Below are 24,973 nucleotides of genomic sequence, written 5' to 3'. Positions count from 1 at the left end.
GTGAAGCTCATGCGGGGACCCTGCCCAGTCCGGGCATGATCGTGTGCGCGAGTTTGCGCCGTCGGAAATCAGCTCCGGGCTACCGCGTTCAGCGCCCCGTCCGTCAGCCGGTACACCGTCCACTCGTCCTGGGGCCGGGCGCCCAGCGACTCGTAGAAGTCGATCGAGGGGCGGTTCCAGTTGAGGACGGACCACTCCAGGCGCTCGTAGCCGCGTTCGACGCAGATGCGGGCCAGGGTGGTGAGGAGGGACTTCCCGTGGCCGGATCGGCGGGCGGTGGGGCGGACGTAGAGGTCCTCCAGGTAGATGCCGTGGACTCCGCGCCAGGTCGAGAAGTTGAGGAACCACAGGGCGAAGCCGACCGGTTCGCCGGTGGTGTCGTCGGTGGCGATGTGGGCGTAGGCGCCGGGGTGTTGGCCGAAGAGGGCCTCGTGGAGCTGTTCCGGGGTGGCCCTCGCTGCCTCGGGTTCCTTTTCGTAGGCGGCGAGTTCGCGGATCAGGGCGTGGATGACGGGGATGTCGGTGGGAGTCGCGGTGCGGATCATGCGGAGAGGGTAGAAGACGGGCTCGGGTCCATGTCGCGCTCGGGGGGCTCGCGGCGGGGGAGCAGGAGGGGGCTCGCCAGGAGCAGGACCCCCGCGAGCGCGATCGCCGTGCGGGGAGTCGTGGCCGCAGCCACCAGCCCCCACGCGGCCGTCAGCGCCGCGATCGCCGCGCTGGTGCTGACCGACCACGCGGTGAGGGTGCGGGCGATCCGGTCGGGGGCGGTGTCGGTGAGCCGGGCGGTGGCCAGCAGCGGGTTGAAGACGCCGATGCAGGTGACCATGCCCAGTTGGACGGCGGTGACGAGGAGCATCCCGGGGACTCCGGGGCGGACGAAGGCCAGGCCGATCGGCCAGCACGCGCGCAGCACCCCGGAAGTGAGCATCACCTTGCGCTGTCCGAACCGGGCCGCGAGCGGGCGCGCGAGGCGTGAGCCGACGAAGCCGCCGACGCCGGAGGAGGCCGCGAGCGCGAGGGCGTACTGCCAGGGCGCGAATCCGAGGCGACCCAGCAGGAGTACGGCGAGCAACGGCTCGGACGCCATGATCAGGCCGTTGACCATCATCGCGTTGAGGAGCAGCGGGCGCAGGGTGGGGTGGGCGAGGAGGTAGCGCCAGCCGTCGAGCAGATCGCCGGCTCGCAGTCGTGGCGCACCGGTTCGTTCGGGGTGCGGTTCCGTCCCGCCGATGGCGCGGATGCCGAGGGCCGAGAGCAGATAGCTCGTGGCATCGGCGATCACGGTCGTCACCGGGCCCAACAGTCCGATCGCGGCGCCGCCGAGCGGGGGTCCGAGCATGGTCGAGGTCCAGGTCGTGGACTCGAAGCGGGCATTCGCGACGAGCAGGTCCTCAGGCGGGAGGAGCGACTTCAGGAACGCCCCGCTCGCCGCGTTGAACGCGATGTTCGCGGCGGCGACCACGACGGAGACCACGAGGAGCTGGGCGAAGGTGAGCCCGCCGAGCGCGTACACGACGGGGATGCTCAACAGGGCCGCGAACCGGGTCAGGTCCATCGCGATCATCACCGGCCGCTTACGGCGGAACTCCACCCACGGGCCGAGCGGCACCGCGAGCAGCGAGCCCACCGCCCGCCCCGAGGCGGCCAGCACGGCCACCTGGGTCGGGCCGGAGTGCAGCACGAGGATCGCGAGCACGGAGAACGCGCCGAACCCGAGCCCGGTGCCGTACGAACTGACCGCGAACGCCGCCCACAACCACCCGAACCGGTGCCCCAGCGCCCGTCTGCCCACCCGCACTTCCGTTGCCCTCCGCTGCCGAACCACCCCGTGTTGACCCCGGGATCCAACCGAGCGGCACCCCCACCGGTCAAACAACCGACCCACCAGACAACCACAACTGGTGGTTGTATCGGCTGGTGAGATGGCCTTTATGCCGGCATTGTCAGTGGCCGCCAGTAGGGTCGGCGGCGTGGATCTCGACGCTGTGCGCACCTTCGTGGCCATCGTGGACGCGGGCCGCTTCCAGGATGCCGCCACGGAGTTGTCGATCACCCAGCAGGCCGTCTCCAAGCGGATCGCCGCGCTGGAGCGGGCAGTAGGAGTGCGGCTGTTCGTCCGCACCCCGCGCGGGGCGGAACCGACCGTCGACGGCCGGGCGTTCCTGCCGCACGCCCGCGAACTCCTGCGCGCCGAGGCACGGGCGTACGCCTCCGTCCGCCCCGGCCACCGCGCGTTGCGCGTCGACGTGATCGGCCGCGGCCTCGCCCCGGCCGCGCTGCTCCGCGACTTCCACCACGCCCACCCCGAGATCGAGCTGGACGTCGTGACCCTCTTCGACGCGGACGCGGCGATGGAGGCCATCCGCTCGGGCACGGTCGACGCGTCCTTCCGCGCCATCACCACAACCGATCGCCGTCTCCCCGCCGACATCGAGGTCACCCGAGCCTTCGACGAGCCGATCCAGCTCCTCACCGGCCCGGCCCACGCGCTCGCCGCCGCCCGCGCGCTCACCCCGGCCGATCTCGTCGGGCACCGGATCTGGATGCCCGGGCTTGTCGCCGGTACCGAGTGGGCCGCGTACTACGACGCGCTCGCCGCCGCGTTCGGGCTCGCCATCGAGTCCACCGGACCCGACTTCGGCGTGGAGCCGTTGCTGGACACCATCGCGGGGTCCCGTTCGCTGGCGACCTTCGTCGGGGAGCAGACCCGGCTGGTCTGGCCCGCCGGTCACGACCTGCGCCGCATCGACCTGTGCGATCCGACCCCGGTCTACCCGCACTCCCTGGTCCGTCACCGCGACAACCGCCATCCCGGGCTCGCGGCGCTCAGGAACCACCTCGACTCGATACGGCCCGAGCCCTCGGACGGGGGGACGTGGACACCGGCGTGGGCGTGAAGGGCGGCCCGGAATGTCGATCACGCCCCGGACCCCGCTCGCGTGCGTGAATCGGCTCATGCGAATCACCCGGGGCCTCCACAAGGTGTGGGCGTACGTCCGCTGCGCCCCCGGCACCTACGTCTGGCTGGGGATCCTCTTCGTCACCACGGTCGCCGTGCACCACATGTCGCCGGAGTTCGAGCAGGAGTTCCTGCGACAGCGGTCCACCAACATCCACGAGTTGTCGAACAACCCGGTCCGCGTGCTGTTCGCGAGCGCGATGTGGATGGACGGGGGCCGCTGGCTGCCGTACGTCGCGCTGTACACGGTGTTCCACGCGCAGGCGGAGCGGTGGCTCGGTACCGCGCGCTGGCTGCTGGTGTGCGTGGCCGCGCACGTGCTGGCGACGCTGATCAGCGAGGGCGCGCTGCTGTGGGCGATCAAGCGGGACATGGCACCCCAGTCGGCCGTCGACACCCTTGACATCGGGGTGAGTTACGCGCTGGCCGGGGTGGTCGGCGTGCTGGCGTACCGGATCGCGGCGCCGTGGCGGTACCCGTATCTGCTGATCGTCCTCGCGGTCTACGGGGTGCCGCTGGAGACCCACCGCACCTTCACCGATCTCGGACATTTCACCTCCGTCCTGATCGGCCTGGCGTGCTATCCGCTGGTCAGAGGCCGCGGAAAAGCATGGAATCCGAAGGAGACAGTGGCCGCCCTCAGGGGTTAGCGTCCCGGTATGAGCAGTTCGGCAAGCGGTGTCGTGAACGGTGGCGTCTCCTTCTGGTACGCGGACGACGGCCTCCCGGCGCGCCGCGAACCCCTCGCGGGAGACGCCACCGCCGACGTCGTGATCGTCGGCGGCGGCTACACGGGACTGTGGACCGCGTACTACCTGAAGAAGGCGGACCCCTCCCTCCAAGTCACCGTCCTGGAGCAGAAGTTCTGCGGCTACGGCGCCTCGGGCCGCAACGGCGGCTGGCTCTACAACGGCATCGCGGGCCGCGACCGGTACGCGAAGCTCCACGGCAGGGAAGCCGCCGTACGCCTCCAGCAGGCCATGAACGACACCGTCGCCGAGGTCGTCGAGGTCGCCGACGACGAGGGGATCGAGGCGGACATCCATCGCGGTGGCGTCCTCGAAGTCGCTTGCACCCCAGCCCAGTTGGCGCGGCTGAAGGCCTTCCACGAGCACGAGCTGTCGTACGGCGAGAGCGACCGCGAGCTGTACGGCGCGCGCGGGACCGCCGCGCGGATCCGGGTCGCGGACGCGGTCGGTTCGACGTGGACGCCGCACGGCGCGCGACTGCATCCGGTGAAGCTGGTGAAGGGACTCGCGGCCGCGGCGGAAGCCCTGGGGGTGGTCATCCACGAGTCGACACCCGTCACCGAGATCCGGCCCCGGCACGCCGTCACGCCGTACGGCACCGTCCGCGCGCCCTACGTCCTGCGCTGCACCGAGGGTTTCACCGCGAGCCTCAAGGGCCAGCGGCGGACCTGGCTGCCCATGAACTCCTCGATGATCGCGACCGAACCGCTCACCGACGAGCAGTGGGAGTCGGTCGGCTGGACCGGTCTGGAGACCCTCGGCGACATGGCGCACGCGTACATGTACGCGCAGCGCACCGCCGACGGCCGGATCGCGTTGGGCGGGCGCGGAGTGCCGTACCGCTTCGGGTCGAGGACCGACAACGACGGGCGCACGCAGCCGGCGACGGTCGAGGCGCTGCGCGAGATCCTCGTCCGCTTCTTCCCCTCGCTCGCCGGGCTGCGGATCGAGCACGCTTGGTCGGGAGTGCTCGGGGTGCCGCGCGACTGGTGCGCGACGGTGACCCTGGACCGCTCGACGGGGCTCGGATGGGCGGGCGGTTACGTCGGCTCGGGGGTCGCGACCACCAACCTCGCCGGGCGGACGCTGCGGGACCTGGTCCGGCTGGACTCCGGGCAGGCGGGCGCCACCGACCTCACCACCCTCCCCTGGGTCGACCACAAGGTGCGCAAGTGGGAGCCGGAGCCGTTCCGTTGGCTGGGCGTGCAGGGGATGTACGCGACCTACCGCGCGGCGGACCGGCGTGAACTCACCGCGCACAGTGCGGAGTCGTCGCGGCTGGCGCGGGTGGCGGACCGGGTCGCGGGACGGCACTGAGGAAGGCGCCAGTGGTTGTCCACAGGGGTGGGCACTGAGGCACCAGGAGTTGTCCACAGTCGCCCGAAACTCATGAGTGCCGTGTCAGACCTGTGTGCGAGCATTCCCTCAACGATCGCTGAATCCGGGGGAATTCATGACCGACGCCCACTCCTGTCCGAGAACCGCCCGCTCCTGTCCGAGAACAGGGCACAAGCGCCCGACCGCGCTCACCGTCCTCGTCGCCCTGCTCGCCGCACTGCTCTCACTGACCACGGCGGGCACCGCCCGGGCCGACGACCCCACCTGCGCGCCCCTCGCGCTCGCGCCCTTCGGCGACCCGGGGTCCGCCGTCGGCAGGGCGACCCTCGTGCCCGGCGCGAGCGTCTGCTACACCGTCACCGCCGACGCGGCGGGCCTGTACCTGCCCGCGCTGAGCGACAGCAACAACGCGGCGTACACCCAGCTGCTGGCCGAGGACGGCAGCCAGATCGACTGCCGGGGCGACGACGCCTACACGACCTACGGCATGTGCCCCCTGTCCGCCGGCGGCACCTACACCCTGAAGGTCGGCAACAACAACTCCACCGACACCGAAACGGCCGTCTCCCTCGTCCCGCTCGGCTCGACGGACGGCTGCGCGGACCCCGTCGGCACCGACTGGGACCAGCCGGACGCCGTCCGCACCTCCACGAGCCCGGTCGAGGTGTACTGCCAGCCGTTCACGGCCACCCCCGGCGACCGCATCCGCCTCACCTACGGCACGAAGGCCTACGGCACCTCGCTCGCCTGGATCACCGACGCGACCGGCGCCCGGATCTGCCCGCACTTCCCGGAGGACGGCGAGGAAAGCTGCGTCCTGCCCGCCGACGGCACGGGCCCCTACCGGGTGGTCTCCCGGGTGTCGTACGCCGAGAGCGGCTTCCCCGCCGACTACACGGTGAAGACCCGCCGGCTGAACGACCCCCAGGGCTGCACCACCGTGCCCGTCCGCTCCTACGGCCCCCTGGCCGGCCAGGACCTGACGACGAACCCCTGCTACACCTTCACGGTCGGCGCGGCGGGACCGTACACCGTCCACTACGTGAGCGAGACCGGCGAGAGCGGCCCCGCGCGCGTGCACGACGCCTCGGGCAAGACCGTGTGCCGGTCCTCCACCGACCCGTGCAAGGTGCCCGGCGCGGGCACGTACACCGCGGTCCTCGACGGTACGTACCCCTTCGACGACACCAAGGACGGCCTGATCGTCCTCGACCGCGCCTCCTCCGCCGGCTGTGTACCGGTCCAACTGGGCCTGTACAAGGGTGAGTTCAGCACGGTCGGGCAGTACGACTGCCTCACGCTGGACGCTCCGCGGGGCGCCTCGATCGCCGCGCTCACCCCGCTCGTCGCGCCCGGCGTCGACGCCGACGTCGAGGTCCTCGACCGCAACGGCACCGCGCAGTGCGACGCGTCCGCCCTGTCCGCGGGCACCTGCGCCCTGACCGGTACGGCGCCCTACCGCGCGCTGGTCCACGCCTCCGACGGCGAGACCGGCCCGTACGGGGTCGCCTTCTACCGCACGGACGCGGCGAACGACTGCCCGGTGCTGCCCGCCGGCAGCTTCTCCGCCGGCGGCGCGAAGGCCACGCTCACCACCGGCGACGGCGTCTTCGCGCAGTGCCTGGGCATCCCGGCGGACGCGCACACGAACGCCGAGGTCGTCCAACTGGTCGCCACCTCCGGCACGACCCCGGCGAAGTTCACGGTGCTGGACTCCACCGGCAAGCAGGTCTGCGACCACACCCCCACCACCAACGGCTGGACGGCCTGCTCCCTGACCCCCGGCAAGGCCCACACAGTCCTGTTCACCGGCCGCGACCTGACCGCCGGCTACACCCTGACCCGGCGCGACATCACCGCGACCGCCGCCTCGGCGGGCTGCACGCCGACACCGGCGCAGAAGGTCGGCGGCCCGTCCGTCAAGGGGTCCTACGACGCCCCCGGCACCCTGCGCTGCCACCAGATCACCACCGACGCGGCCACGGACGTCGTGCACGTGGACGTACGGGACGCGCTGGGCACCGCCAACATCGCCGTCGCGCGCGGTGACGGCACCATGGAGTGCTCCTTCCGCAACCGCTCCTGCGCGGTCACCGGGTCCACCACGCACCAGGTCCTCGTGCAGACCCCGGCCACCCTCCAGGCCGCGCCCGAGTACCACCTGGACGCCCTGCGCATCGCGACGGCGGCCGGTCCGGCGCCCGAGTGCACCAGGATCCCGTCGGTGGCCTACGGCTTCGGCCCGCTCACCGGCACGCTCGACGAGTCGCACAGCGCGGTGTGCGCGGTGCTGCCGACCGCCGGGCTCGACCGCTTCGACACGGCGATCACCGACACCGCGGGCGGTACGGGCACGGCGGTACCCGCCCTCTACAACAGCGCCTGGAACAACGGCTGTCTGCTGTACATCCCCAGCGGATACCAGTGCGCGGCGGGTGGTTCGTCCTCGGCGGCGAGCCCGAGCCTGCTCGTGCTCGGCCTGCCGGAGAAGACCTCCAACACCTCCTACAGCGCCAAGTTCACCTGCCGGTCCGTGTTGTGCGGCCCGGACAAGGTGAGTGTCACCGGCGTCAGCCCCACCAGCGGCGTCGCGGGCAGCAAGGTCCGGCTGACCGTCACCGGCACCGCGCTCGGCGCCGACGCCACGGTCCAACTGGCCATCCCCGGAGAGACGTTGACGGCCACGACGGACTCGGTCTCGGCGGACAACCGGACCCTGACGGCGACCGTCGACCTGACCGGCGCGGCCGTCGGCACCTGGACCGTGAGCGTGATCGAGCGCGCCCAGTACCAGTTCGGCATCTTCACCGTCACCCAGCCCACCCTGGTCAACACGACCGCCCCGAAGATCACCGGCACGGCCCAGGTCGGCGCCAAGGTCACGGCGGGGAACGGGAGTTGGTCGGCGGCCCCGTCCTCGTACACCTACCAGTGGAAGGCCGACGGCAAGGCGATCTCCGGGGCGACCGCCTCGACGTACACGATCGCGGCGGCCCAGCTCGGCAAGAAGCTCACCGTGACGGTCACCGCGGCCAAGAGCGGCTGGACGGGCGGGACGGGCACCTCACCGGCGGTCACGGTCGCCAAGGGCGTCGCGCCCAAGGCCTCCAAGTCCCCGGTGATCAGCGGGACTTCGAAGGTCGGCAAGACGCTGAAGACGTCCACCGGGACCTGGAGTCCGACGGCGACGTCGTACGGCTACCAGTGGTACGCCAACGGCAAGGTGATCAGCGGTGCGACCAAGTCCTCGCTGGTGCTGAAGTCGGCGCAGAAGGGCAAGAAGATCACCGTGAAGGTGATCGCGCACCGCACGGGGCACACGGACGGCTCGGCGCTGAGCAAGGCGACGAAGCCGGTGACGTGAAGTCGGTGACGTGATCGGGTAGTTGGCCTGACCGGGACCGTTGGCCTGACCGGGACCGGGACTGCTGGCGAGACCGTTGGCCTGGTCGGGCCAGTTGTCGTGGTCGGGCCCGTGTCTCTGTCGACTCGGTGAGTGACGCCCTGCGCCTCCAGGCTCCGGGGCGTCACTCATGTCGCGGACCTCGACTGCGCCGCCGCCCCCTCCGGCACCGGCGCCCCCGCACCGGCCCCGTGCTTGGGCGCCCGAGCCGTCACCATCAGCCCCGCGACCAGTCCCGCCAGCAGCATCACGGCGACGGCCCACCAGATGGCGACCGTGTAACCGTGCACGATGCCCTTGCTGGTGATCAGCGCCTTCTCGGCCGGGCTGTGCAGATGGGCGACGATATAGGCCGTACTGCTGGTGGTGGCGATCGTGTTGAGGAGCGCCGTACCGATCGAACCGCCCACCTGCTGGGCGGTGTTGACGGTCGCGGAGGTCACGCCCGAGTCGCGCGGGGCGACCCCGGCGGTGGCGGTGGCGAACACCGGCATGAAGATCAGGCCCATGCCGAGGCCCATCAGCAGCAGCCCCGGCAGGAGTTCGGTCGCGTACTCCGAGTTGACGGTCAGCCGGGTGAAGAAGGACATGCCGCCCGCCGCGAGGAGCGCGCCCGGCACCATCAGGGTGCGCGGCGGCACATGCTGCATCAGCCGGGCCGAGATCTGCGTCGAACCGATGATGATCGCGACCGTGAGCGGCAGGAAGGCCATGCCGGTCTTCACGGGCGAGTAGCCGAGGATGACCTGGAGGTAGTAGGTCAAGAACAGGAACATGCCGAACATGCCGATCACGGCGAGGCCCATGGTGAGGAAGCAGCCGGCCCGGTTGCGCTCCTTGACGATGTGCAGGGGGAGCAGCGGGCTGGGTGCCCGGTGCTGCCACCACACGAAGGACACGAGCAGCACGACACCTGCCGCGAACAGGCCGAGCACCAGCGGGTCCGTCCAGCCGCGCGGCTCCGCCTCGCTGAAGCCGTAGACGATCGCGACGAGCCCGCCGCAGCCCAGCAGCACACCCGGCACGTCGAGCCGGGCGCCGGTGTGGCCGGGCCGGTCGTGCAACAGGGCGAACGCGCCGAAGACGGCGACGACCGCGATGGGGATGTTGACGTACAGACACCAGCGCCAGTTCAGGTACTCGGTGAGCAGCCCGCCCGCGATGAAGCCGATCGCCGAACCGCTGCCCGCGAGCGCGCCGTAGATCCCGAAGGCCTTTCCGCGCTCCTTCGGGTCGGTGAACGTCGTCGTCAGCAGCGAGAGCGCGGACGGGGCGAGTACGGCGGCGAAGACGCCCTGGAGGGCGCGGGCGCCGAACAGCATTCCGGAGGTGGTGGCCGCGCCGCCGAGCGCGGACGCGCCCGCGAAGCCGATCAGCCCGATGACGAACGTCCGCTTGCGCCCCACCAGGTCGGCGATCCGCCCGCCGAGCAGCAGCAGCCCGCCGAAGGCGAGGGTGTACGCGGTGATGACCCACTGCCGGTTGCCGTCGGACATGCCCAGGTCGCGCTGTGCGGAGGGGAGCGCGATGTTCACGATCGTCGCGTCGAGGACGACCATCAATTGCGCGAGCGCGATGATCACCAGCCCCCACCAGCGGCGGGGATCGGCACCCTCGGCCGTCGTTCCGGCTTCACCTGTTCGGGTGACACTCATCTGGTCAGAAGACCATGAATCAGCATGAATCGCATCCCCGGCCCCGCCGCGCCCGCTCACGGCTCCAGCACTACCTTCCCGGTCGTCCCGCGCGTCTCCAGTGCCCGGTGCGCGTCCGCCGCCCCGGCCAGCGGAAACCGCCGTACGGCAGGCACGAGCCGCCCCGCCGCGGCCTCGGCGAGCGCGCGCAACTCCAGCGTCCGGACCGGACTGGGCCCGCCGGCCTTCCGCATCATCACGGGCCCGAGCACCTGCTCGGACACCCCTTCGAGGGCATACGGCTCCCCGCTCGACCACCCGAAGACGACATGCCGCCCACCGTCCCCGAGCAGCCCGACCGCCTCCCGCGCCACATCGCCGCCCACCCCGTCGAACACGAGGGTCGCGTGCCGCCCGCCCAGCCGGGCCCGGACCTTCCCCGGCCACTCCGGGTCCGTGTAGTCGACGGCGAGATCGGCGCCGTTCGCCCGCACGAGGGCGACCTTCTCCGCCCCGCCCGCGAGCCCGATCACGGTGGCACCGGCATGCCGGGCGTGCTGCACGAGCAGCGTCCCGAGCCCACCGGCGGCGGCCGGGACGACGACCACGGAGTCCGCGCCCAGCTCGCCGAACTGCACGATCCCCATCGCCGTACGCCCCGTCCCGATCATCGCGACGGCCTGCGCGAAGTCGAGGTTCGCCGGGATCTCGTGCACCCGGTCGACATCGACCACGGCCAACTCGGCGTATCCGCCCGGCGCGAACCCGAGATGCGCGACCACCCGCTTCCCGAGCCACAGCCCGGCGACCCCGTCCCCGAGCGACTCGACGACACCGGCGACCTCGCGGCCCGGGACGGTGGGCAGCGCGGGCAGTTCGGGCAACGGGCCCCGCTCGCCCGCCCGCAGCACGGTGTCCAGGAGATGGACCCCGGCCGCGGCGACGGCGATCCGGACCTGACCGGGGCCGGGGGAGGGGTCGTCGACGGATTCGTGGATGAGGTTCTCGGCCGGACCGAAGGTGTGCAGGCGTATGGCGCGCATGGGTCCCACCCTTCAACCTCAAGCCTGCTTGAGGTCAAGTGCCCCTCCTTTCCCGCCTGATCCAGGTCTCAAAGAAGCGGTGCAGCAGAAAGGGACCCTTCGCGGCCATAGGGGGACGGGAAAGGAGGGGCGGCGTGGCTCTGGCAGCGAAATGGAACGCACTGCTCTCCGAGGCGGGCCGAACCGGCCGAACCGGCCGAACCGGCTGGCCTCCGGGGGAGGATTTCCAGTCCTTCGTCACGACCCGCTCGGGGGCGTTGTTCCGCGGGGCCCTGGTCCTGACCGGCAGCCGCGAGGCCGCCGAGGACCTGGTCCAGGAAACCCTGGAACGCGCCTGCCGCCGTTGGCACACGATCGCCGGCATCCAACTCGCTTTCTTCGAACAGGAACTGGTGACCGCCATGAACGACTTCGCCCACACCTCGCCCGCGCCGCACTTCGACGCCGTCGGCATCAAGAGCCGTACCCGCCGCCGGCGCGCCGGTCTCATCGCCACGTTCTCCGCGGTCATCGTCGTGGCCACGGTCGGCACCGCCCTGGCCACCGGCGGTACCGGCTCGCACTCCGTGCCCGCCGCCCGGACCACCACGACCAAGGCCACGGAGAAGGGGAACGTCACCACCGTCCCCTACGTCAAGCCGTTCGACCTGAAGGGCTTTTGACCTGGCGTCGGCCAAGGAGGCACTGGCGCGGGGCGGCCTCAAGGTCGGCAAGGTCACCCACGGAGTGGTCGACAACTGCAGGCCGGGCTCGGTCATCGAGGTCTCCCCGCTCGCCCCCACGGTCCTCCACGGCGGCGAGTCGGTCGACCTGCCCCTCTGCGGCTGACCCTCCCGCCCGCCCCGGTGGCCCCCGCGACCGCCGGGGCACCGGCCGGCACCCCGGAATGTCAGTGGCGGGGTGCAGGATGGAGGGCATGGCGAGGAGAGCGACGGGCGACACGGGTAGGACGCGCGGGACGCGCGGGACGGGTGGGGTCAAGGGGGCACGGCGGCCGGAGGTGCGGCTGCCGACTCTGGAGGCGTACGGCGGCGGGGAGTTGGAGCCGGACGGGGACTACGACGGGGTGCAGTTCCGGGACGAGGACTTCGTCGGGCAGGACGGCGGGGGCGCCCGCTTCATGGACTGCGCCCTGACGGACTGCGCGCTGGACGAGACGCGACTGCATCACGCCCGCGTCCTCGACTCGGTCCTCACCGGCCTACGGGGTGTCGGCACCGACCTCGCGGAGTCGACCCTCCGCGACGTCGAGGTGATCGACCCCAGGATGGGCGGTGTCCAACTCCACGGCGCGGTTCTGGAACGGGTGGTGATCCGCGGCGGCAAGATCGACTACCTGAACCTCCGCAAGGCGAGACTCCGCGACGTCGTCTTCGAGAGCTGCGTCCTTGTCGAACCGGACTTCCTGGACGCCCACCTGGAGCGCGTCGAGTTCGTGGACTGCGCGCTGAAGGGGGTGGACTTCACGGGGGTGACGTTCAAGGACGTGGATCTGCGCGGGGTGGCGGAGCTGGAGATCGCGCGGGGGGTGGAGCGGTTGTCCGGGGCGGTGATCAGCATGGGGCAACTGCTGGATCTGGCGCCGGTGTTGGCTGTGCAGATGGGGATTCGGGTGGAGGGGTGACGGGACTTTTCAGCGCAGGGTGTGGATCCAGCCCGTCCGGCGTTCGAGGACGAGGCCGTTCAGGCCGAAGGGGGGTCTGGGGGCGCAGCCCCCAGACGCTCACTGAACCCGGGGAAACCTCGCCTGCAACGTCCAGATCGCCGGGTTCTCACCCAACTCCTCGTGCAGATCGACGAGGTCGGCGATCAGATCGTGCAGGAAATCCCGCCCCTCACGGCGAAGTTCGGCGTGCGAGAAGGTCAACGCCTCCTCATCCTGCCGCATCCAGTCCGCCTCGACGTCGACCCACCCGAACCGGCGCTCGAACAGCATCCGGTCGGTCGACTCCGTGAAGTCCAGTTCCGCCCGCTGCGGCCGGGACGCCCGCGACCCCGCCGGGTCCTGGTCGATCCGCTCCACGATGTCGCACAAGGCCCACGCGAAGTCGAGCACCGGCACCCATCCCCAGGCCGTGGACACCTCCCGGTCCGCCTTGGTGTCGGCGAGATACACGTCACCGCAGAACAGGTCGTGCCGCAGCGCGTGGACGTCCGCACGCCGGTAGTCGGTCTGCGGGGGGTCGGGGAAGCGGTTGGAGAGGGCGTAGCCGATGTCGAGCACGTAGGAGATGGTGTCACGGCCGGTGAGGGTGACCGTGACGGCGAGAACGATCGGGGTGGGGCCGGGGTTCACGCCTTGTCGTGGTGGGTGAGCCGGCCGTCGGCGAGCCGCCAGTAGTGCTGGTGAGGAGTCAGCCGCCAGGTCTCGTCGGCGGAGATCGCCCGCGTGATCCAGTCATGGAGTTGAGGGAGGGCGCGCGCACGGAGGACAGCGCGGGTGGCGGCACGCTCAGGGGCGTCGACCGGGTGGACGTCCATCCGGAAGCCGACCGAGTCCGGGTGGATGCCGCGGCCGTAGGCGCGGGGTCCGGGAGCGACCCAGGCCGCTCCCAGGACGATGCTCCCGCAGTCCTGCCCGGTGAGAAACCGCAGGTCCGTGACACGGGTCAGTAACGGGCCCAGGCACTCGGCGATGTCGGTGGTGGTCAGTGGCCAGGCACGGTGCCTGGGCAGTCTTCGATTCCGTGCGGACATGGCAAGCACAATGGCAGGGGACGACCTCCGACTCCCACGGGTTTTCCGTGCGGAACCCGCGCAGCGCGTCCCGTACGTCATGGAGCCGAGCCGGGGCGGCGACATGGGGAACTCATAGGATCGCGCACGTGCCCCGACACGTGCCCCGACCCTCGCCCCGCGTCCCCACGGCCACCGCCTGCGCACTGACGGCCCTCCTCCTGACGGCGTGCAGCGGGACGGCAGGCGTACAGGGCACCGCCAGCAGCGCGGGCGTACACGACCCGTACTTCCCGAAGGCGGGTAACGGCGGCTACGACGTGACCCACTACGACCTGACCCTCGCCTACACCCCTACCACCCACCACCTCACCGCCACGACGACGATCACGGCCCGGGCCACCGCCGCCCTCTCCGCCTTCGACCTGGACCTCAAGGGCATGAAGGTCGACTCGCTGACGGTGGAGGGCAAGAAGGCCTCCTGGACCCGCACCGGCCAGGAACTGAAGGTCCGCCCACCCACCACCCTCCCCAAGGGCGAGACATTCAGGACGACGGTCCGCTACTCCGGCACCCCCGAGACGCTCACCGATCCCGACGGCTCGGAGGAGGGCTGGCTGCGTACGGCGGACGGCGCGCTGGCACTCGGCGAACCGACCGGCGCGATGGCATGGTTCCCGAGCGACAACCACCCCTCCGACAAGGCGACGTACGCCATCACGATCACCGTCCCGAAGGGCCTACAGGCGGTCTCCAACGGCGAGTTGAGCTCGGAGACGACGACGGGAGACGGCCGTACGACGACCACCTGGCGCACCGCACACCCCATGGCGACGTACCTGGCCACGGTCGTGATCGGCCACTACGACATCACCCGCACCACCACCGGCAACGGCCTCCCCGTGTACACGGCGGTGGACCCGCACGAGGCGGCGGCGAGCCGCAAGGTACTGGCACAGCTCCCGGAGATCATGGAGTGGGAGGAGTACAACTTCGGCCCGTACCCCTTCGCCTCCACCGGCGCGATCGTCGACCGCCGGGGCGACGCGGGCTACGCCCTGGAGACCCAGAACCGCCCGTTCTTCCCCGGCGCCCCCGACACCGCCACCCTCGTCCACGAACTCGCCCACCAGTGGTACGGCGACTCCGTCACCCCGAAGACCTGGCGCGACATGTGGCTCAACGAGGGCTTCGCGACCTACGCGGAGTGGCTCTGGTCCGAGGACCACGACGGCGACACCGCCCAGCAGACCTTCGACGCGCTCTACAAGGGCGACAAGGGCGACAGCGACGACATCTGGGCCTTCCCCCCGGCCCGCCCCACCTCCGCCGCCCACATCTCCGACAGCCCCGTCTACGAACGCGGCGCGATGGTCCTCCACAAGATCCGCCGCACGGTCGGCGACGCGCGCTTCTACGACATCGTCCAGGGCTGGGCGGCGGCGCACCGCTACGGCAACGCGAACACGGCGGACTTCACGGCGTACGTGGAACGGATGGCGCCGGGACGGGACTTCAGCGGAATCTGGAAGACCTGGCTGTACGGAAATGGAAAGCCGCCCCGCCCCTGATAGATCCGCCGTTCCCGATCTCCTGTTCCCGTCCTCCTGTTCCCGTCCTCCCGCTCCCGATCCGTCAGCCCTGCTGCTCCAACTCGTCCAGCAGCCGGGCGAGTTCGGCCGGCCACACGGTCTCCGTCGCCCCGCGCAGCTCCTCCCGTGTCCACCACCGCCAGCCGAGAATGCCCTCCTCGGTGTGGGCGGCGGCGAGGTGGGGGCCGGTGGGTTCGCGGTGTGGGCCGTGGGTGACGTAGACGCGTTCGTGTTGATGCACCGGTGTGCCGGAGACGGCGAAGTCGACCTCCCTGGTGGACAGCAGAGGTCCGGGCTCCAGGTCGGTCCAGCCGGTCTCCTCGCGCAACTCCCGCAGGGCGCCCTCGCGCGGGGTCTCGTCCCCTTCGAGGCCGCCGCCGGGCAGGGCCCAGAAGGCGCCGGTCGCGGCATCGTCGTAGCGGAAGAGGAAGACGGAGCCGTCGGGGTCGAGTACGGCGACGCGGGCGGAGTGGCGGATCGTGCGGAGCTCCTTGCGCAACACGGCGCAGGGACGGCCGAGTTGGCGGTCGGGGCGGTGGTCGATGACGTCGTAGCCGAGGGTGTTCCAGAAGGCGAGGGCGCCGGGATTGTTGTCAAGGACGGCCAGACGTACGGCGGTTCGGCCGGCCGCGCGGAAACGCTCCTCGACGAGGGACGCCAACTGCCGCCCCTGCCCGCGCTGTTGCTGCGCGGCGTCGATCATCAGCAGCCCGATCCAGGGGTCGTCGTCCTCCGGGTCGGGATGCGCCCCGAGGGTGATCGCGATCCCGACGAGCCGCCCGGCACTGCGCGCGAGCAGCACCTCCACGTCCGGGTCGGCCAACTCGTCGGCCAGCGCGGTCGCCACCTGCTCGGGCCGGATGTCCTCCGGGTCCGGGAAGTCGCCGCTGAGCGCGTGGAACGCGTGGTTGGAGGCGTAGAGGGCGGTCAGCTCGGTGAGCAGCTCACCGGGGAGCGCGCCGGCCTCGGTGGGCGTGAGCGGTTCGAGGAACATGGGGGGCACGCTAGTGCTGCGCGGATCCGGCGCGAGGCGACACCTGCGTGATCCATACTCTGTGTCGGCGTCTTCGGGGAGGGCATGTCCATGCGGCACAGGTATGGGGTGGGCGCGGTCTTACAGGCGGCGGCCGTTGTCGTCGCGGCGGTCCTGATGAGCGGCTGTTCGTCGGGCGATTCGGCGCAGGACAAGGCGTGGCAGGAGGAGTACTGCGCCAAGCTGGGGGCCTGGCAGCACGAGGTGCGCGCGAGGACGGCCAACGTCGAATCGGCGGGGAACGCGGTCCTCTACGCCGCGAAGAAGCTGGACAAGGCGGGCCTGGAACACGGCGGCACCCGCATCCTCGACGACACGGTCAACGCGATCGGCGGCGACACCGGGGCCGAGGGGCGGGCGGTGGCATATTGCGACAGCGCGGGCTTCGAGGGCCCGGTGGACTCGGTCGGCTGACGCCGCGGGCTCATAGACCGACCGCCCCGCCGAGTTCGAACCAGATCCGTTTGCCGGGGATGCCGTGCGTGGTGACGCCGCGCTGCACACCCCAGTCCTGGGCGAGCCCGGTGAGCAGCCTCAGCCCTCGACCGTTCTCGTCGTACGCGTCGCCCGGTTTCTGGTGAGGGTCGGCGTCGAGGGCGTCGTCATGGACCGAGACGCGTAACCGGTCGTGGCGCAGATCGACTTCGAGGCGTACGGACAGGGAGTCGGTGTGCAGATTGACGTTCGTGACGATCTCGGAGACCAGGAGTCTGGCGGTGTCGACGTGGTGGGGGTGGCCGGTGACCTGGAGGAGGAGGGCGACGAGGTCTCGGCAGATCTTGGGGCTGGTGGGGGAGTTGGGGGTGCGGAGGCGGTAGATCTGTGGGGGTGTGGGGCGGGGTTGGGGTCCATGGGGGCTCCTTCTTGTTCGCTCGTGCCGGTACGGGGCGTTCGCGGCGACACCTCCATGGCTCGGCCGGGCCAACTGGCATGGCTGCACTGTGGGTTCACTGGTGTGTGTTGCCGAGAACGACAGTAGGGCACATCTATGTACCGTCGCATTCATGTGACGGAATTGCCACTCGTCCGAGTGGACCCGTCGCCTGCCTGCCCGGCAGACTTGGACCGCTCGACCAGGAGGAAAGTGATGCCACCCAGGAGTAGCCCGACGGTTCGTCAGGCCCGGCTCGGCGCGGAGTTGCGCAAGCTTCGCGAGGCGGCGGGGATGGCGGCCCGTGAGGCGGGGGCGTTCCTCGGCGGCAACCAGGCTCAGATCAGCCATATCGAGGCCGGGCGTTGGGGCGTGAGCGCGGAGCGCGTGCGGCGGCTGGCCACGCTCTACTCCGCGTCCGACGGGAAGCTCGTCGAGACGCTGTGCGCGATGGCCGAGGAGCGGGGGAAGGGGTGGTGGGAGGACTACCGCGGAATGCTTGCCCCCGGCTTTCTCGACCTCGCCGAACTGGAGCACCACGCAACGTACTTGCGCTGCGTCAACGTGATCAATGTGCCGGGCATCTTGCAGACCGAGGAGTACATCCGGGCGATCCATCACAGCTACAGGCATGTACTGCCCGCCGAGAACATCGAGGCGCGGGTCGATTTCCGCCTGCGGCGACAGAGCGTCCTGAAGCGGGACGTGCCGCTCCCACTCGAGGTCATCGTTCATGAGGCGGCGCTGCGTATGCGCTTCGGAGGCCGCAAAGTTACCCGGGGGCAGTTGGAGTACCTGCTCGAAGCGTCGGAGCAGCCGTCCGTCACACTGCGCGTACTCCCCTTCACCTGCGAGGAGTTCATCGAGGCGACGGACGCCCCTACGTATGCCGGGGGAGTCGTACCACAGCTCGACACGGTCCAGTTGGACAGCCCTATGGGGATTTCCTACCTGGGGGCCGAGGCACAGCTGAACAGGTACCGGATGCTGCTCGACTTCGCTGAGCGTTTGTCGCTGAGCGAAGTGAAGTCCCGGCAACTCATCAATCACATCGCCCGAGAACTCTGAGAGGCCCCCGTTGTCCGTGCAGTGGCAGAAGTCGTCCTTCTCCGGCATCGAGGGCGGCAACTGCCTCGAACTCGCTCACCACGAGGGCCGAATACTCCTCCGCGAGAGCGACACCCCAAACATGGTCGTGACTGCCGCGCCCGCCCGCCTCCACGCCCTGCTCCTCACGATCAAGACCGGTCAAGACCCAAGGCGTACCCCATAGTCACGCGATTTCCCGTTCCGTCAATCGTGATCGCTTGACCTGTCTGCCCCGCCCTCGGGAGCATCAACTCAGACGCCATGGCAGAGGGGGAACCCGGAGCATGAAGGTCACCAAGCTGGTCAGCACGTGTGACATCAAGGACTGCCCGACGATCTACGCAACGGATCGAGGCACTTTTCTGGTGCAGGGTGAGACACCAACCGATCACGGGCTGAGCATTCCCGCCCACGAGACCCTCGTCGAGATTCCGATGGAACTGATCCAGAAGGCCATCCGTGACAACCTCATCTAGGACCCTCGGGGAACTTTTCGACACCTTCGAGCGCGAGGCCTTTCGTCTCGAAACCCTGGACGACTACAGCAAGTCCGGGAACGTCGACGCCTATCACGCCTTTCTGGCGGGGGAGCCACAGCCGGACGACTACAACTCGGGCTGGATCGAAGAGCTCCGATCACACACCGGTAGGGGGAAGAGGGTCTACCGGGTTCACATGGTGTCGCGCCCGCTCTCGGACTATCTCAGGTTCGAACTCGGGTGGGGGTACCAGAAGAACATGTCGGGAGGCGAGGAGTTCTTCATCCTCGACATCACTGAGAGGGCCAACCCCCTGGAGGGCGTGCCGGACTTCTGGTTCTTCGACTCCGAGTCCGTGGCCGCGATGGACTACGACGGAACCGGAAAGTTCCTGGGCGTGGAGGTCGTGCCACCAGAGCGCGCGGCAGAATTCACGCGGTTCCGGGACATGGCCCTTGCCCAGGCGGAGCCGTTCACCGAATGGTGGGCCAAGTACGGGGAGTGAACAGAGCACAGCTGGGAGCCGCGCTGCGGGCGCTGCGAGTGGCATCCGGAAAGGAAGCCAAGGCAGTTGCCCGCAGTGCCCTCATGTCTCCGTCCAAGCTGTCCAAGATCGAGAATGCGAAACTCGCGGTCGGTGCGACCGACGTGGAGCGCATCCTGACCGCCATAGGCGTATCCGATGAGGTCAAGGCGGAGTACACCGAGGCAGCGAGGGCGTCCGCCACGGAGGCGACGGCATGGCGTCTCCTCAAGCGGATCGGAGTTCACAAGGGCCAGCAGGACGTCAAGGCCCTGGCAGCGCAGATGTCGACACTGCGGCTTTTCCAACCGGCCCTGGTTCCTGGCCTGCTCCAGACACCGGAGTACATCTGGTCCATTCTGCAACGCCACAATCTCAGTGAGGACGCGCTCACCAGGACGATCGCCGGACGACTTGAACGCCAATCGGTCCTTTACGAAAACACGAAGTCACTGCGATTCATCATCACGGAACCCGTCCTGCGGTGGCGAATTGTCCGACCCCAGATGATGGCCGCGCAGATCGACCGCATTGCTTCCATTTCGCGGCTCTCTCATGTGGACATCCGCGTGGTCCCCCTACGGTCTCAGCAGCAAGACATCGCGGATCATGCCTTCGTCATCCGCGACGACCGCATGGTCACCATAGAAACGGTCCACGCTGAGGTGATCGTCACGGACCCCAGAGATATTGGCCTCTACATCGAGAAGTTCGAGGGATTCGCGCGCGTTGCGTTGTCCGGTGACGACATGCGAAGCCTGATCGAGGGCATCCGTGACGACTTCTTGCGGGAACAGGAAACAGGCTAGAGGCGTATCCGTGGCCCGCCGAAGATGAAGGCATGGAGAGCAAAGAGCCTTCGCCGGTGCCTGGTTGTTCCGCCTGCCTGTCCTTGTCAGTGACCCGCGAGAACGCCCGGTCCGCAGGCGACCACGGCGCTGTGGCCGACGCGAATGTCAGGATGCGCCGGCACCAGACAGAAGCGCACGCGTCGTGAGCGGGAGATCGTGCCAGTGCCCGTGTTGCGCCGGGCGCGGTAAGCGCTCCGATCTCTGAGGCTGTTGTCTCCCGCCCCCCCCAAGAACTCCCGCCCAATACGGGCGGCGGCGGTCAGCCACGGCCGCGATCAGCCGAACAGGAAGGTGCAGCGATGCAGAACGGAACTGACCTGTACGCACTCGACCTCAGCGGAGCCTCATTCGTGAAGGCCTGCGGCGGCCCCTGCACCGAAGGGTGCGTGACCCTGGCCCGGATCGCCGAGGGCATCTGGGCGTTGGGCGACAGCAAGCGTCCGGGTGTGCAGCCGTTGCGGTTCACCACGGAGGAGTTGGACGCGGCCGGGATCGATCCGGCGCGGTTCGGACTGGAGGTCTGATCCTCCGGCTCTCCGACCGGTCCCGGCCCGCCTTTCCACAGGGCCGGGACCGTCCACACCGAAGAGGAACGACACGTGCACCACCACGCCTATCTGTGGACCGGCCCCAAACAACGCTTCGATCAAGAAGCCCTACGTCGGCCCCCGCACCCGGAGCCCCCGCCCGCCGGAAGCAGACCCGAGCTGATCCAGCGCTACCGCGAGGTGGCCGCAGAGTTCCCCACGTCCGATCTGCCACCCCTGGAAACGGCGTACTGGCTCATCAAGCCCCGTCCCCTCGTGCGAGGCACATGGGGTGAGGCGAAAGAGGCGGCGACCTGGCTCGGCGAGCAACTCGCCCAGCACGGACCGCGGTTCGCCTCCCACGCGGAGCGGGACATCGCCCGCCTCGCCCGGCTCGTCGACTCCGCGGTGGAGCACCTGGCGGCGGGGGTCGATGTGTCGTACGGCTTCTACCTCGAACGGCCCTCGTACCTGTCCATCGCCCTCGTCACCTGTTCCCCGAACGCTGCGGCACCCCAACTGCCTTGCCCTGTGGGGGAGTAGCCTCGCTGCCCTGCCCTGCCCGGTCAAGGACGCAGCAGCGTACCGGCGGCCTCCTCCAGGAGGGCTACGGCAAGGAGTTCGCCGTCCACAGGGCCGAAGCGCTCCAGGGCCAGCCGGTGGATGCGCAACACCGTGTCGGCCAACTCGTGCGGGGTGCCGAGGGCTTGGGCCTCGTCGGTGATGACCTGGAGCTGGTCGTGGATGCGGTCGAGGCCGTAGGAGCGGAGGTAGTCCCCGGCGAACAGCGCCGACAGGTCCCGGCGGATGAAGTCGCTGCCCGCAGCGCTGTCGGCCAGCGTGTCCCGCAGGGCCGCGAGGTCGATGCCGGACCGGCGTCCGAGCAGCAGGGCCTCGGCGGTTGCCGTGGCCTGCCCGAACCAGAGGAGGTTGATGAGGAGTTTCGTCGTGTAGCCGGTTCCGGGGCCGCCCATGTGGCGGATCCGGTCCGATGTCGTCACGGCCTCCAGCAGCGGCCCGCACCGGTCGAGAACTTCAGCGGAACCGCCCACGAACAGCCGCACGCGCCCGTGTTCGGCGTCCTCGGGGCTGCCGCCCATCGGCGCTTCTAGGACATCGACGCCGTGGGCACCGGCGCGTTCGCGCAACTCCCGCGCGACTGAAGGGGAGTTGCTCGTCATGTCGATCCACACCGCCCCAGGGGCCAGGGCGGCGAACACGGCATCCGGAAGAGCCGCCGCCGCCTCGTCGGGGCCGGGAACCACGGTGACCAGGACGTCCGCCCCGGCCGCGGCCGTCGTGACGGACGGCGCCCAGTCCGCGCCCAACGAGCGCACCGCTTCTTCCCGTTCGGGACGCAGATCGGCGACGGTCACCGTGTGGCCCGCCGAAACGAAGCGTCCGCACAGAGGTGTCCCCATTCGGCCGGCACCGACGAGGGTTACGCGCAAGGGCGAGGGCAAGAGCAAGGGCACAGAATCACCGCCGTGGCAGGTAGTCGTGTCTGTCGTCTCCCTCCGGCGCTTGCGAACGACCGCCGCCGTCGGGTCACTTGGAGACACTATGGATCACCCGGGAGACGAAGACGTCGTGGGTGATCAGCCCAGTCCGGCCGTCAGTCGCCGACCGGGCCGGTGTAGGTGCCGGGGTGCGTGGCGCCGTCCTGGAGCAGGACGCTGCCGCCCGGCCAGGTCAGGGTGGCCGAGGTGGTCTCGTTCGGCGGCGTGACGACGACGGACGTGGCCTTGAACTCGGTGCCGCTGCCCTCGTTCCACGGCAGGAAGCTGATGGTGAACGTCGCGCTGCTGCCGGCGGCCAGGGTGACCTTCTTGGGCGTCGCACCGCTGCGGGTCAGTGACCAGCTTCCCCCGGAGGACTTCAGGTCGACCCCGGGGAAGCCCTGGACGGTACACGCGGCGGACGTCTTGTTCTTCAGTACGACGGCCAGGTGCTGCTGGTCGTCCGAGCTGCTGACCGTGCCGTCGCCGGAGCCGAACGAGAAGCCCAGCCCGGCGGTGTGACAGCGGCTCGCGCCGGTGCCGGTGCCCGTACCGCCGCCGGTGCTGCCGCCCGTGGCACTGCTGCCGCCTCCACCGGTGCTGCTGCCCGTGTCCTTGGTGTCACCCGCGTTCTCGGCCGAGGCGCCGCCGGTCGCGGTGGCCGAGGACGAGGAGGTCGGTGCGGACGACTGGTCGCTCGCGGTGTCGTTGCCACTGCCGTTGCCGCAGGCGGTGAGCGCCAGGGCGAGCGCGGACGTGGCGGCGAGTGCGGTGGCGGCGTGGAGCAGACGCATCGTGGTGCTTCTCCGTTGGATAAGAGGCGCCGACGAGCGCCGTGTTGATCACCACAGTAGAAGCCGGTTCTCAACAGACCTGTAACCGAGGTGTTCTGACGTCGCATCAGCATTCGAGCCACGGGCCCTCGTTCGGAAGGACGCCGCGCTCAGTGCGCGTGCACCGACCTCCAGCCGAAGTTCTGCCCGAACCCCGTGCCCGAACCCCCCATGTCCACCTGGTCCGTGGTGCTCCAGATCACCCACGGGCTGCGGGTCAGCGCGTTCGAACCCGCCGCCGTGCCCCGTAACTCGCGTTGTACAACTCCCGCTGGGTCTCGACGTGTTGACCGATGATCGTCATCGGGTGCGCCCGTCAGTGTCGGGGCTATGAGCGGGGTGGCGGCCCGCGCCACTCCCGGTACGGCGGACGCGGCGACGGTGGCGCCGAGGGCGGTGACGAACGTACGTCTTCGCAAGACTCAACCTCCAAGACAGAAGCGGATCTTGGCCAGGTTGGGGCGCTTCTACCGAAAGGGGATGTTGAGCCAGGGGCTCCCGGGGTCGGACATCAGGATCCGGTGCGCGGAGACCATGTCCTGGTACCAGTCGCCGAACTCCTCCTCGTCGAAGTGGAGGCAGCGGCCGAGGATGTAGCCGGTGGAGAAGTCGGCCCAGGAGCGGTACGCGAGGGCGGCGGAGCGGCCCGCCCGGACGACGGCGGACTCCGTCTCCGGGAGGGTGGCGAAGCGGGCGCCCAGGCCCCAGCGGGCCATCTTCGAGGCCCGGCCCAGGTCCCAGGCCTCGACGGAGGTGACATAGCGGTTCTCGGCGAGGATGCCGTCGGCCCGCATCCGGGCCTCGTAGCGGGTGATACGGCCGATCAGGCGCTGTACGCCCTCGACGCGTGCCTCCGTCTCCGACGCGGGGCGCGGGTCGGTCTTCGTGACGCCGTCCTCCGTGATCACCGTGGAGCCCTCGGAGTTGGCGCGGATGACGGTGGCCACCGCCTGCCGCCAGTACCCGGTGTCGACGTGCCCGCCGAAGTCGCGGGAGATCGTACGGCGCAGGCTCAGCGCGAACTCCCATACGGAGCTGGAGGCTTCGCAGGCGAGCAGGTTGTTCTGATGGTGCTGCCACTCGGCGCGGGTGGTGATGCCCCACCACTCGCGCAGCCGCCGGCGCTCACCGTCGTAGCCGTGCCCGTGCCAGGCCAGCGCGTTCCACAGGGAGCCGTTGCTGACGCAGAGGAGGGCTCCGCAGGCCAGGCCGTGGGCGACGGGACCGTGCAGCGGGCCGCCGACGTGGAGGGCGCGCAGCCGCATGGCGGTGGCGGGGGCGCCCCCGAGGCGCTCCGCCGCGCGGGACCAGTCCGTCGTGCCCGGTGGGCCGTAGGGGAGGGGCAGTTCGCAGGGGGTGCCGGGGTTGATGACGAGGGCGGGCGGGCAGCGCGGGTTCCAGGCGTCGGCTATCCAGCGCAGGGTGGCGCGCGAGTACACCAGGTCGGGGCGGGGCGCGGGCAGCATGCCGTCCGTGAAGAGTTCCCAGCGCTCGGCGCCGGTGCGGGGGTCGCGGGTGAACGTGCGGTGGACGCGGTCGGGTTGGGCGTCGTAGGCGTCGCGCGACATCACGTAGTAGAGGCGGACCCGGGCCAGTACGTCGTAGTACGCGGTCCAGTCGCCGCGTGCTCTGGCCTCGGCCAGGGCGCGCTCCGTGTCCGTCGGCGGGGTCCAGACGGGCGGTGAGGGAGGCCCGAAACCGGCGGGGGACGGTCCGAACGACATAGGGCTCGCTGTCCTTCCAGGTGCCACAACCGCTGTTGATCCCGGCACAGTGCCATACGGGGCTGAGACACCCCTGTGCGGCCCCGTGCCGTGTTTCCTCAACTCCCGGCCCACCGCCCAGGGTTCCCGCACATGCCGAAGCCCCCGGCC

Annotated in this window: 27 protein-coding genes; 15 read left to right on the top strand and 12 right to left on the bottom strand. The window is 70.1% G+C overall.

Annotated features, from left to right (window positions below):
* Positions 1 to 68: 68 nt before the first annotated feature.
* Together ACIRRY_RS21915 and ACIRRY_RS21910 are read right to left on the bottom strand one after the other, a co-directional pair.
* Positions 69 to 545: a GNAT family N-acetyltransferase gene (locus tag ACIRRY_RS21915; protein ID WP_403975176.1), complete on the bottom strand. Its 477-nt coding sequence runs from the start codon at positions 543 to 545 to the stop codon at positions 69 to 71.
* The gene (locus tag ACIRRY_RS21910) at positions 542 to 1,792 is read right to left on the bottom strand and encodes an MFS transporter (RefSeq protein WP_403975173.1); all 1,251 of its coding nucleotides are present in this window, start codon (positions 1,790 to 1,792) and stop codon (positions 542 to 544) included. The genes ACIRRY_RS21915 and ACIRRY_RS21910 overlap by 4 nt, the downstream gene beginning before the upstream one ends.
* Positions 1,793 to 1,970: 178 nt before the next feature.
* On the opposite strand from ACIRRY_RS21910, the gene ACIRRY_RS21905 reads away from it, so the two are divergent.
* The 4 genes from ACIRRY_RS21905 (at position 1,971) to ACIRRY_RS21890 (ending at position 8,410) form a co-directional block, all read left to right on the top strand.
* Positions 1,971 to 2,897, top strand: coding sequence for a LysR family transcriptional regulator (locus ACIRRY_RS21905; RefSeq protein ID WP_403975171.1), 927 nt, complete (start codon positions 1,971 to 1,973; stop codon positions 2,895 to 2,897).
* 58 nt (positions 2,898 to 2,955) lie between these two features.
* A complete protein-coding gene (locus ACIRRY_RS21900; RefSeq protein WP_403975168.1) occupies positions 2,956 to 3,609 on the top strand; it encodes a rhomboid-like protein in 654 nt (217 codons plus the stop codon).
* A gap of 9 nt (positions 3,610 to 3,618) precedes the next feature.
* On the top strand, positions 3,619 to 5,025 hold the full coding sequence (locus ACIRRY_RS21895; RefSeq protein WP_403975165.1) for an NAD(P)/FAD-dependent oxidoreductase: 1,407 nt from the start codon (positions 3,619 to 3,621) through the stop codon (positions 5,023 to 5,025).
* A 136-nt stretch (positions 5,026 to 5,161) separates the two neighbouring features.
* Positions 5,162 to 8,410 carry a Tat pathway signal protein gene (locus ACIRRY_RS21890; RefSeq protein WP_403975163.1) on the top strand — a complete coding sequence of 1,083 codons (3,249 nt, stop codon included), beginning with the start codon at positions 5,162 to 5,164 and terminating at the stop codon, positions 8,408 to 8,410.
* Between the two features lie 167 nt (positions 8,411 to 8,577).
* Here the strand turns inward: ACIRRY_RS21890 and ACIRRY_RS21885 are convergent, their stop codons facing one another.
* Positions 8,578 to 10,104, bottom strand: a complete 1,527-nt coding sequence (locus tag ACIRRY_RS21885; protein ID WP_403975161.1) for an MFS transporter — start codon at positions 10,102 to 10,104, stop codon at positions 8,578 to 8,580.
* Between the two features lie 56 nt (positions 10,105 to 10,160).
* The gene (locus ACIRRY_RS21880; protein WP_403975159.1) at positions 10,161 to 11,126 is read right to left on the bottom strand and encodes a zinc-binding dehydrogenase; all 966 of its coding nucleotides are present in this window, start codon (positions 11,124 to 11,126) and stop codon (positions 10,161 to 10,163) included.
* Between the two features lie 134 nt (positions 11,127 to 11,260).
* On the opposite strand from ACIRRY_RS21880, the gene ACIRRY_RS21875 reads away from it, so the two are divergent.
* On the top strand, positions 11,261 to 11,788 hold the full coding sequence (locus tag ACIRRY_RS21875; RefSeq protein WP_403975157.1) for an RNA polymerase sigma factor: 528 nt from the start codon (positions 11,261 to 11,263) through the stop codon (positions 11,786 to 11,788).
* Positions 11,789 to 12,042: 254 nt separating this feature from the next.
* A complete protein-coding gene (locus ACIRRY_RS21870) occupies positions 12,043 to 12,750 on the top strand; it encodes a pentapeptide repeat-containing protein (protein WP_403975154.1) in 708 nt (235 codons plus the stop codon).
* 99 nt (positions 12,751 to 12,849) lie between these two features.
* Here the strand turns inward: ACIRRY_RS21870 and ACIRRY_RS21865 are convergent, their stop codons facing one another.
* Both ACIRRY_RS21865 and ACIRRY_RS21860 read right to left on the bottom strand, forming a co-directional pair.
* The gene (locus tag ACIRRY_RS21865; protein ID WP_403975578.1) at positions 12,850 to 13,350 is read right to left on the bottom strand and encodes a hypothetical protein; all 501 of its coding nucleotides are present in this window, start codon (positions 13,348 to 13,350) and stop codon (positions 12,850 to 12,852) included.
* 68 nt (positions 13,351 to 13,418) lie between these two features.
* Entirely contained in the window at positions 13,419 to 13,823 is a 405-nt protein-coding gene (locus ACIRRY_RS21860) for a hypothetical protein (protein WP_403975152.1), read from the bottom strand.
* Positions 13,824 to 13,963: 140 nt separating this feature from the next.
* On the opposite strand from ACIRRY_RS21860, the gene ACIRRY_RS21855 reads away from it, so the two are divergent.
* A complete protein-coding gene (locus ACIRRY_RS21855) occupies positions 13,964 to 15,373 on the top strand; it encodes a M1 family metallopeptidase (RefSeq protein WP_403975576.1) in 1,410 nt (469 codons plus the stop codon).
* Between the two features lie 64 nt (positions 15,374 to 15,437).
* On the opposite strand, the gene ACIRRY_RS21850 is transcribed toward ACIRRY_RS21855, so the two are convergent.
* A complete protein-coding gene (locus tag ACIRRY_RS21850) occupies positions 15,438 to 16,388 on the bottom strand; it encodes a GNAT family N-acetyltransferase (protein ID WP_403975150.1) in 951 nt (316 codons plus the stop codon).
* A 90-nt stretch (positions 16,389 to 16,478) separates the two neighbouring features.
* On the opposite strand from ACIRRY_RS21850, the gene ACIRRY_RS21845 reads away from it, so the two are divergent.
* Complete coding sequence (locus ACIRRY_RS21845; RefSeq protein WP_403975149.1) at positions 16,479 to 16,841, top strand: hypothetical protein; 363 nt, start codon at positions 16,479 to 16,481, stop codon at positions 16,839 to 16,841.
* A 10-nt stretch (positions 16,842 to 16,851) separates the two neighbouring features.
* Here ACIRRY_RS21845 and ACIRRY_RS21840 read toward each other — a convergent pair whose 3' ends face one another.
* Entirely contained in the window at positions 16,852 to 17,352 is a 501-nt protein-coding gene (locus tag ACIRRY_RS21840; protein ID WP_403975148.1) for an ATP-binding protein, read from the bottom strand.
* Positions 17,353 to 17,514: 162 nt separating this feature from the next.
* Between ACIRRY_RS21840 and ACIRRY_RS21835 the strand changes: the two genes are divergently transcribed.
* The 7 genes from ACIRRY_RS21835 to ACIRRY_RS21805 all read left to right on the top strand — a co-directional run bounded on the left by ACIRRY_RS21835 (position 17,515) and on the right by ACIRRY_RS21805 (position 21,310).
* On the top strand, positions 17,515 to 18,366 hold the full coding sequence (locus tag ACIRRY_RS21835; protein WP_403975146.1) for a helix-turn-helix domain-containing protein: 852 nt from the start codon (positions 17,515 to 17,517) through the stop codon (positions 18,364 to 18,366).
* Positions 18,367 to 18,382: 16 nt separating this feature from the next.
* Positions 18,383 to 18,571 (top strand): DUF397 domain-containing protein, encoded by a 189-nt coding sequence (locus tag ACIRRY_RS21830; RefSeq protein ID WP_403975144.1) that lies wholly within the window; start codon positions 18,383 to 18,385, stop codon positions 18,569 to 18,571.
* 100 nt (positions 18,572 to 18,671) lie between these two features.
* Positions 18,672 to 18,863, top strand: coding sequence for a hypothetical protein (locus ACIRRY_RS21825; protein ID WP_403975142.1), 192 nt, complete (start codon positions 18,672 to 18,674; stop codon positions 18,861 to 18,863).
* Positions 18,847 to 19,371: a DUF6879 family protein gene (locus ACIRRY_RS21820; protein ID WP_403975140.1), complete on the top strand. Its 525-nt coding sequence runs from the start codon at positions 18,847 to 18,849 to the stop codon at positions 19,369 to 19,371. The genes ACIRRY_RS21825 and ACIRRY_RS21820 overlap by 17 nt, the downstream gene beginning before the upstream one ends.
* Positions 19,368 to 20,198, top strand: a complete 831-nt coding sequence (locus tag ACIRRY_RS21815; RefSeq protein WP_403975138.1) for a helix-turn-helix domain-containing protein — start codon at positions 19,368 to 19,370, stop codon at positions 20,196 to 20,198. Before ACIRRY_RS21820 ends, ACIRRY_RS21815 begins: the two co-directional genes overlap by 4 nt.
* 341 nt (positions 20,199 to 20,539) lie before the next feature.
* The gene (locus tag ACIRRY_RS21810; RefSeq protein ID WP_403975136.1) at positions 20,540 to 20,764 is read left to right on the top strand and encodes a DUF397 domain-containing protein; all 225 of its coding nucleotides are present in this window, start codon (positions 20,540 to 20,542) and stop codon (positions 20,762 to 20,764) included.
* Between the two features lie 75 nt (positions 20,765 to 20,839).
* On the top strand, positions 20,840 to 21,310 hold the full coding sequence (locus ACIRRY_RS21805) for a hypothetical protein (RefSeq protein WP_403975134.1): 471 nt from the start codon (positions 20,840 to 20,842) through the stop codon (positions 21,308 to 21,310).
* Between the two features lie 23 nt (positions 21,311 to 21,333).
* Here ACIRRY_RS21805 and ACIRRY_RS21800 read toward each other — a convergent pair whose 3' ends face one another.
* From ACIRRY_RS21800 to ACIRRY_RS21785, 4 genes are all read right to left on the bottom strand, one after another.
* Positions 21,334 to 22,242 (bottom strand): NAD(P)-dependent oxidoreductase, encoded by a 909-nt coding sequence (locus ACIRRY_RS21800; protein ID WP_403975132.1) that lies wholly within the window; start codon positions 22,240 to 22,242, stop codon positions 21,334 to 21,336.
* A 140-nt stretch (positions 22,243 to 22,382) separates the two neighbouring features.
* Positions 22,383 to 23,060 (bottom strand): DUF4232 domain-containing protein, encoded by a 678-nt coding sequence (locus ACIRRY_RS21795; protein WP_403975130.1) that lies wholly within the window; start codon positions 23,058 to 23,060, stop codon positions 22,383 to 22,385.
* 149 nt (positions 23,061 to 23,209) lie between these two features.
* Positions 23,210 to 23,518: a hypothetical protein gene (locus tag ACIRRY_RS21790; RefSeq protein WP_403975128.1), complete on the bottom strand. Its 309-nt coding sequence runs from the start codon at positions 23,516 to 23,518 to the stop codon at positions 23,210 to 23,212.
* A 48-nt stretch (positions 23,519 to 23,566) separates the two neighbouring features.
* Positions 23,567 to 24,823, bottom strand: coding sequence for a DUF1266 domain-containing protein (locus ACIRRY_RS21785; protein ID WP_403975126.1), 1,257 nt, complete (start codon positions 24,821 to 24,823; stop codon positions 23,567 to 23,569).
* Between the last annotated feature and the right edge of the window lie 150 nt (positions 24,824 to 24,973).

Source organism: Streptomyces sp. NPDC101776, from assembly GCF_044766845.1.
In the GTDB taxonomy this organism is placed as follows: Bacteria; Actinomycetota; Actinomycetes; order Streptomycetales; family Streptomycetaceae; genus Streptomyces.
The sequence above is the reverse complement of the archived record's forward strand: the minus strand, read 5'-3'. Positions and strand labels throughout refer to the sequence as shown.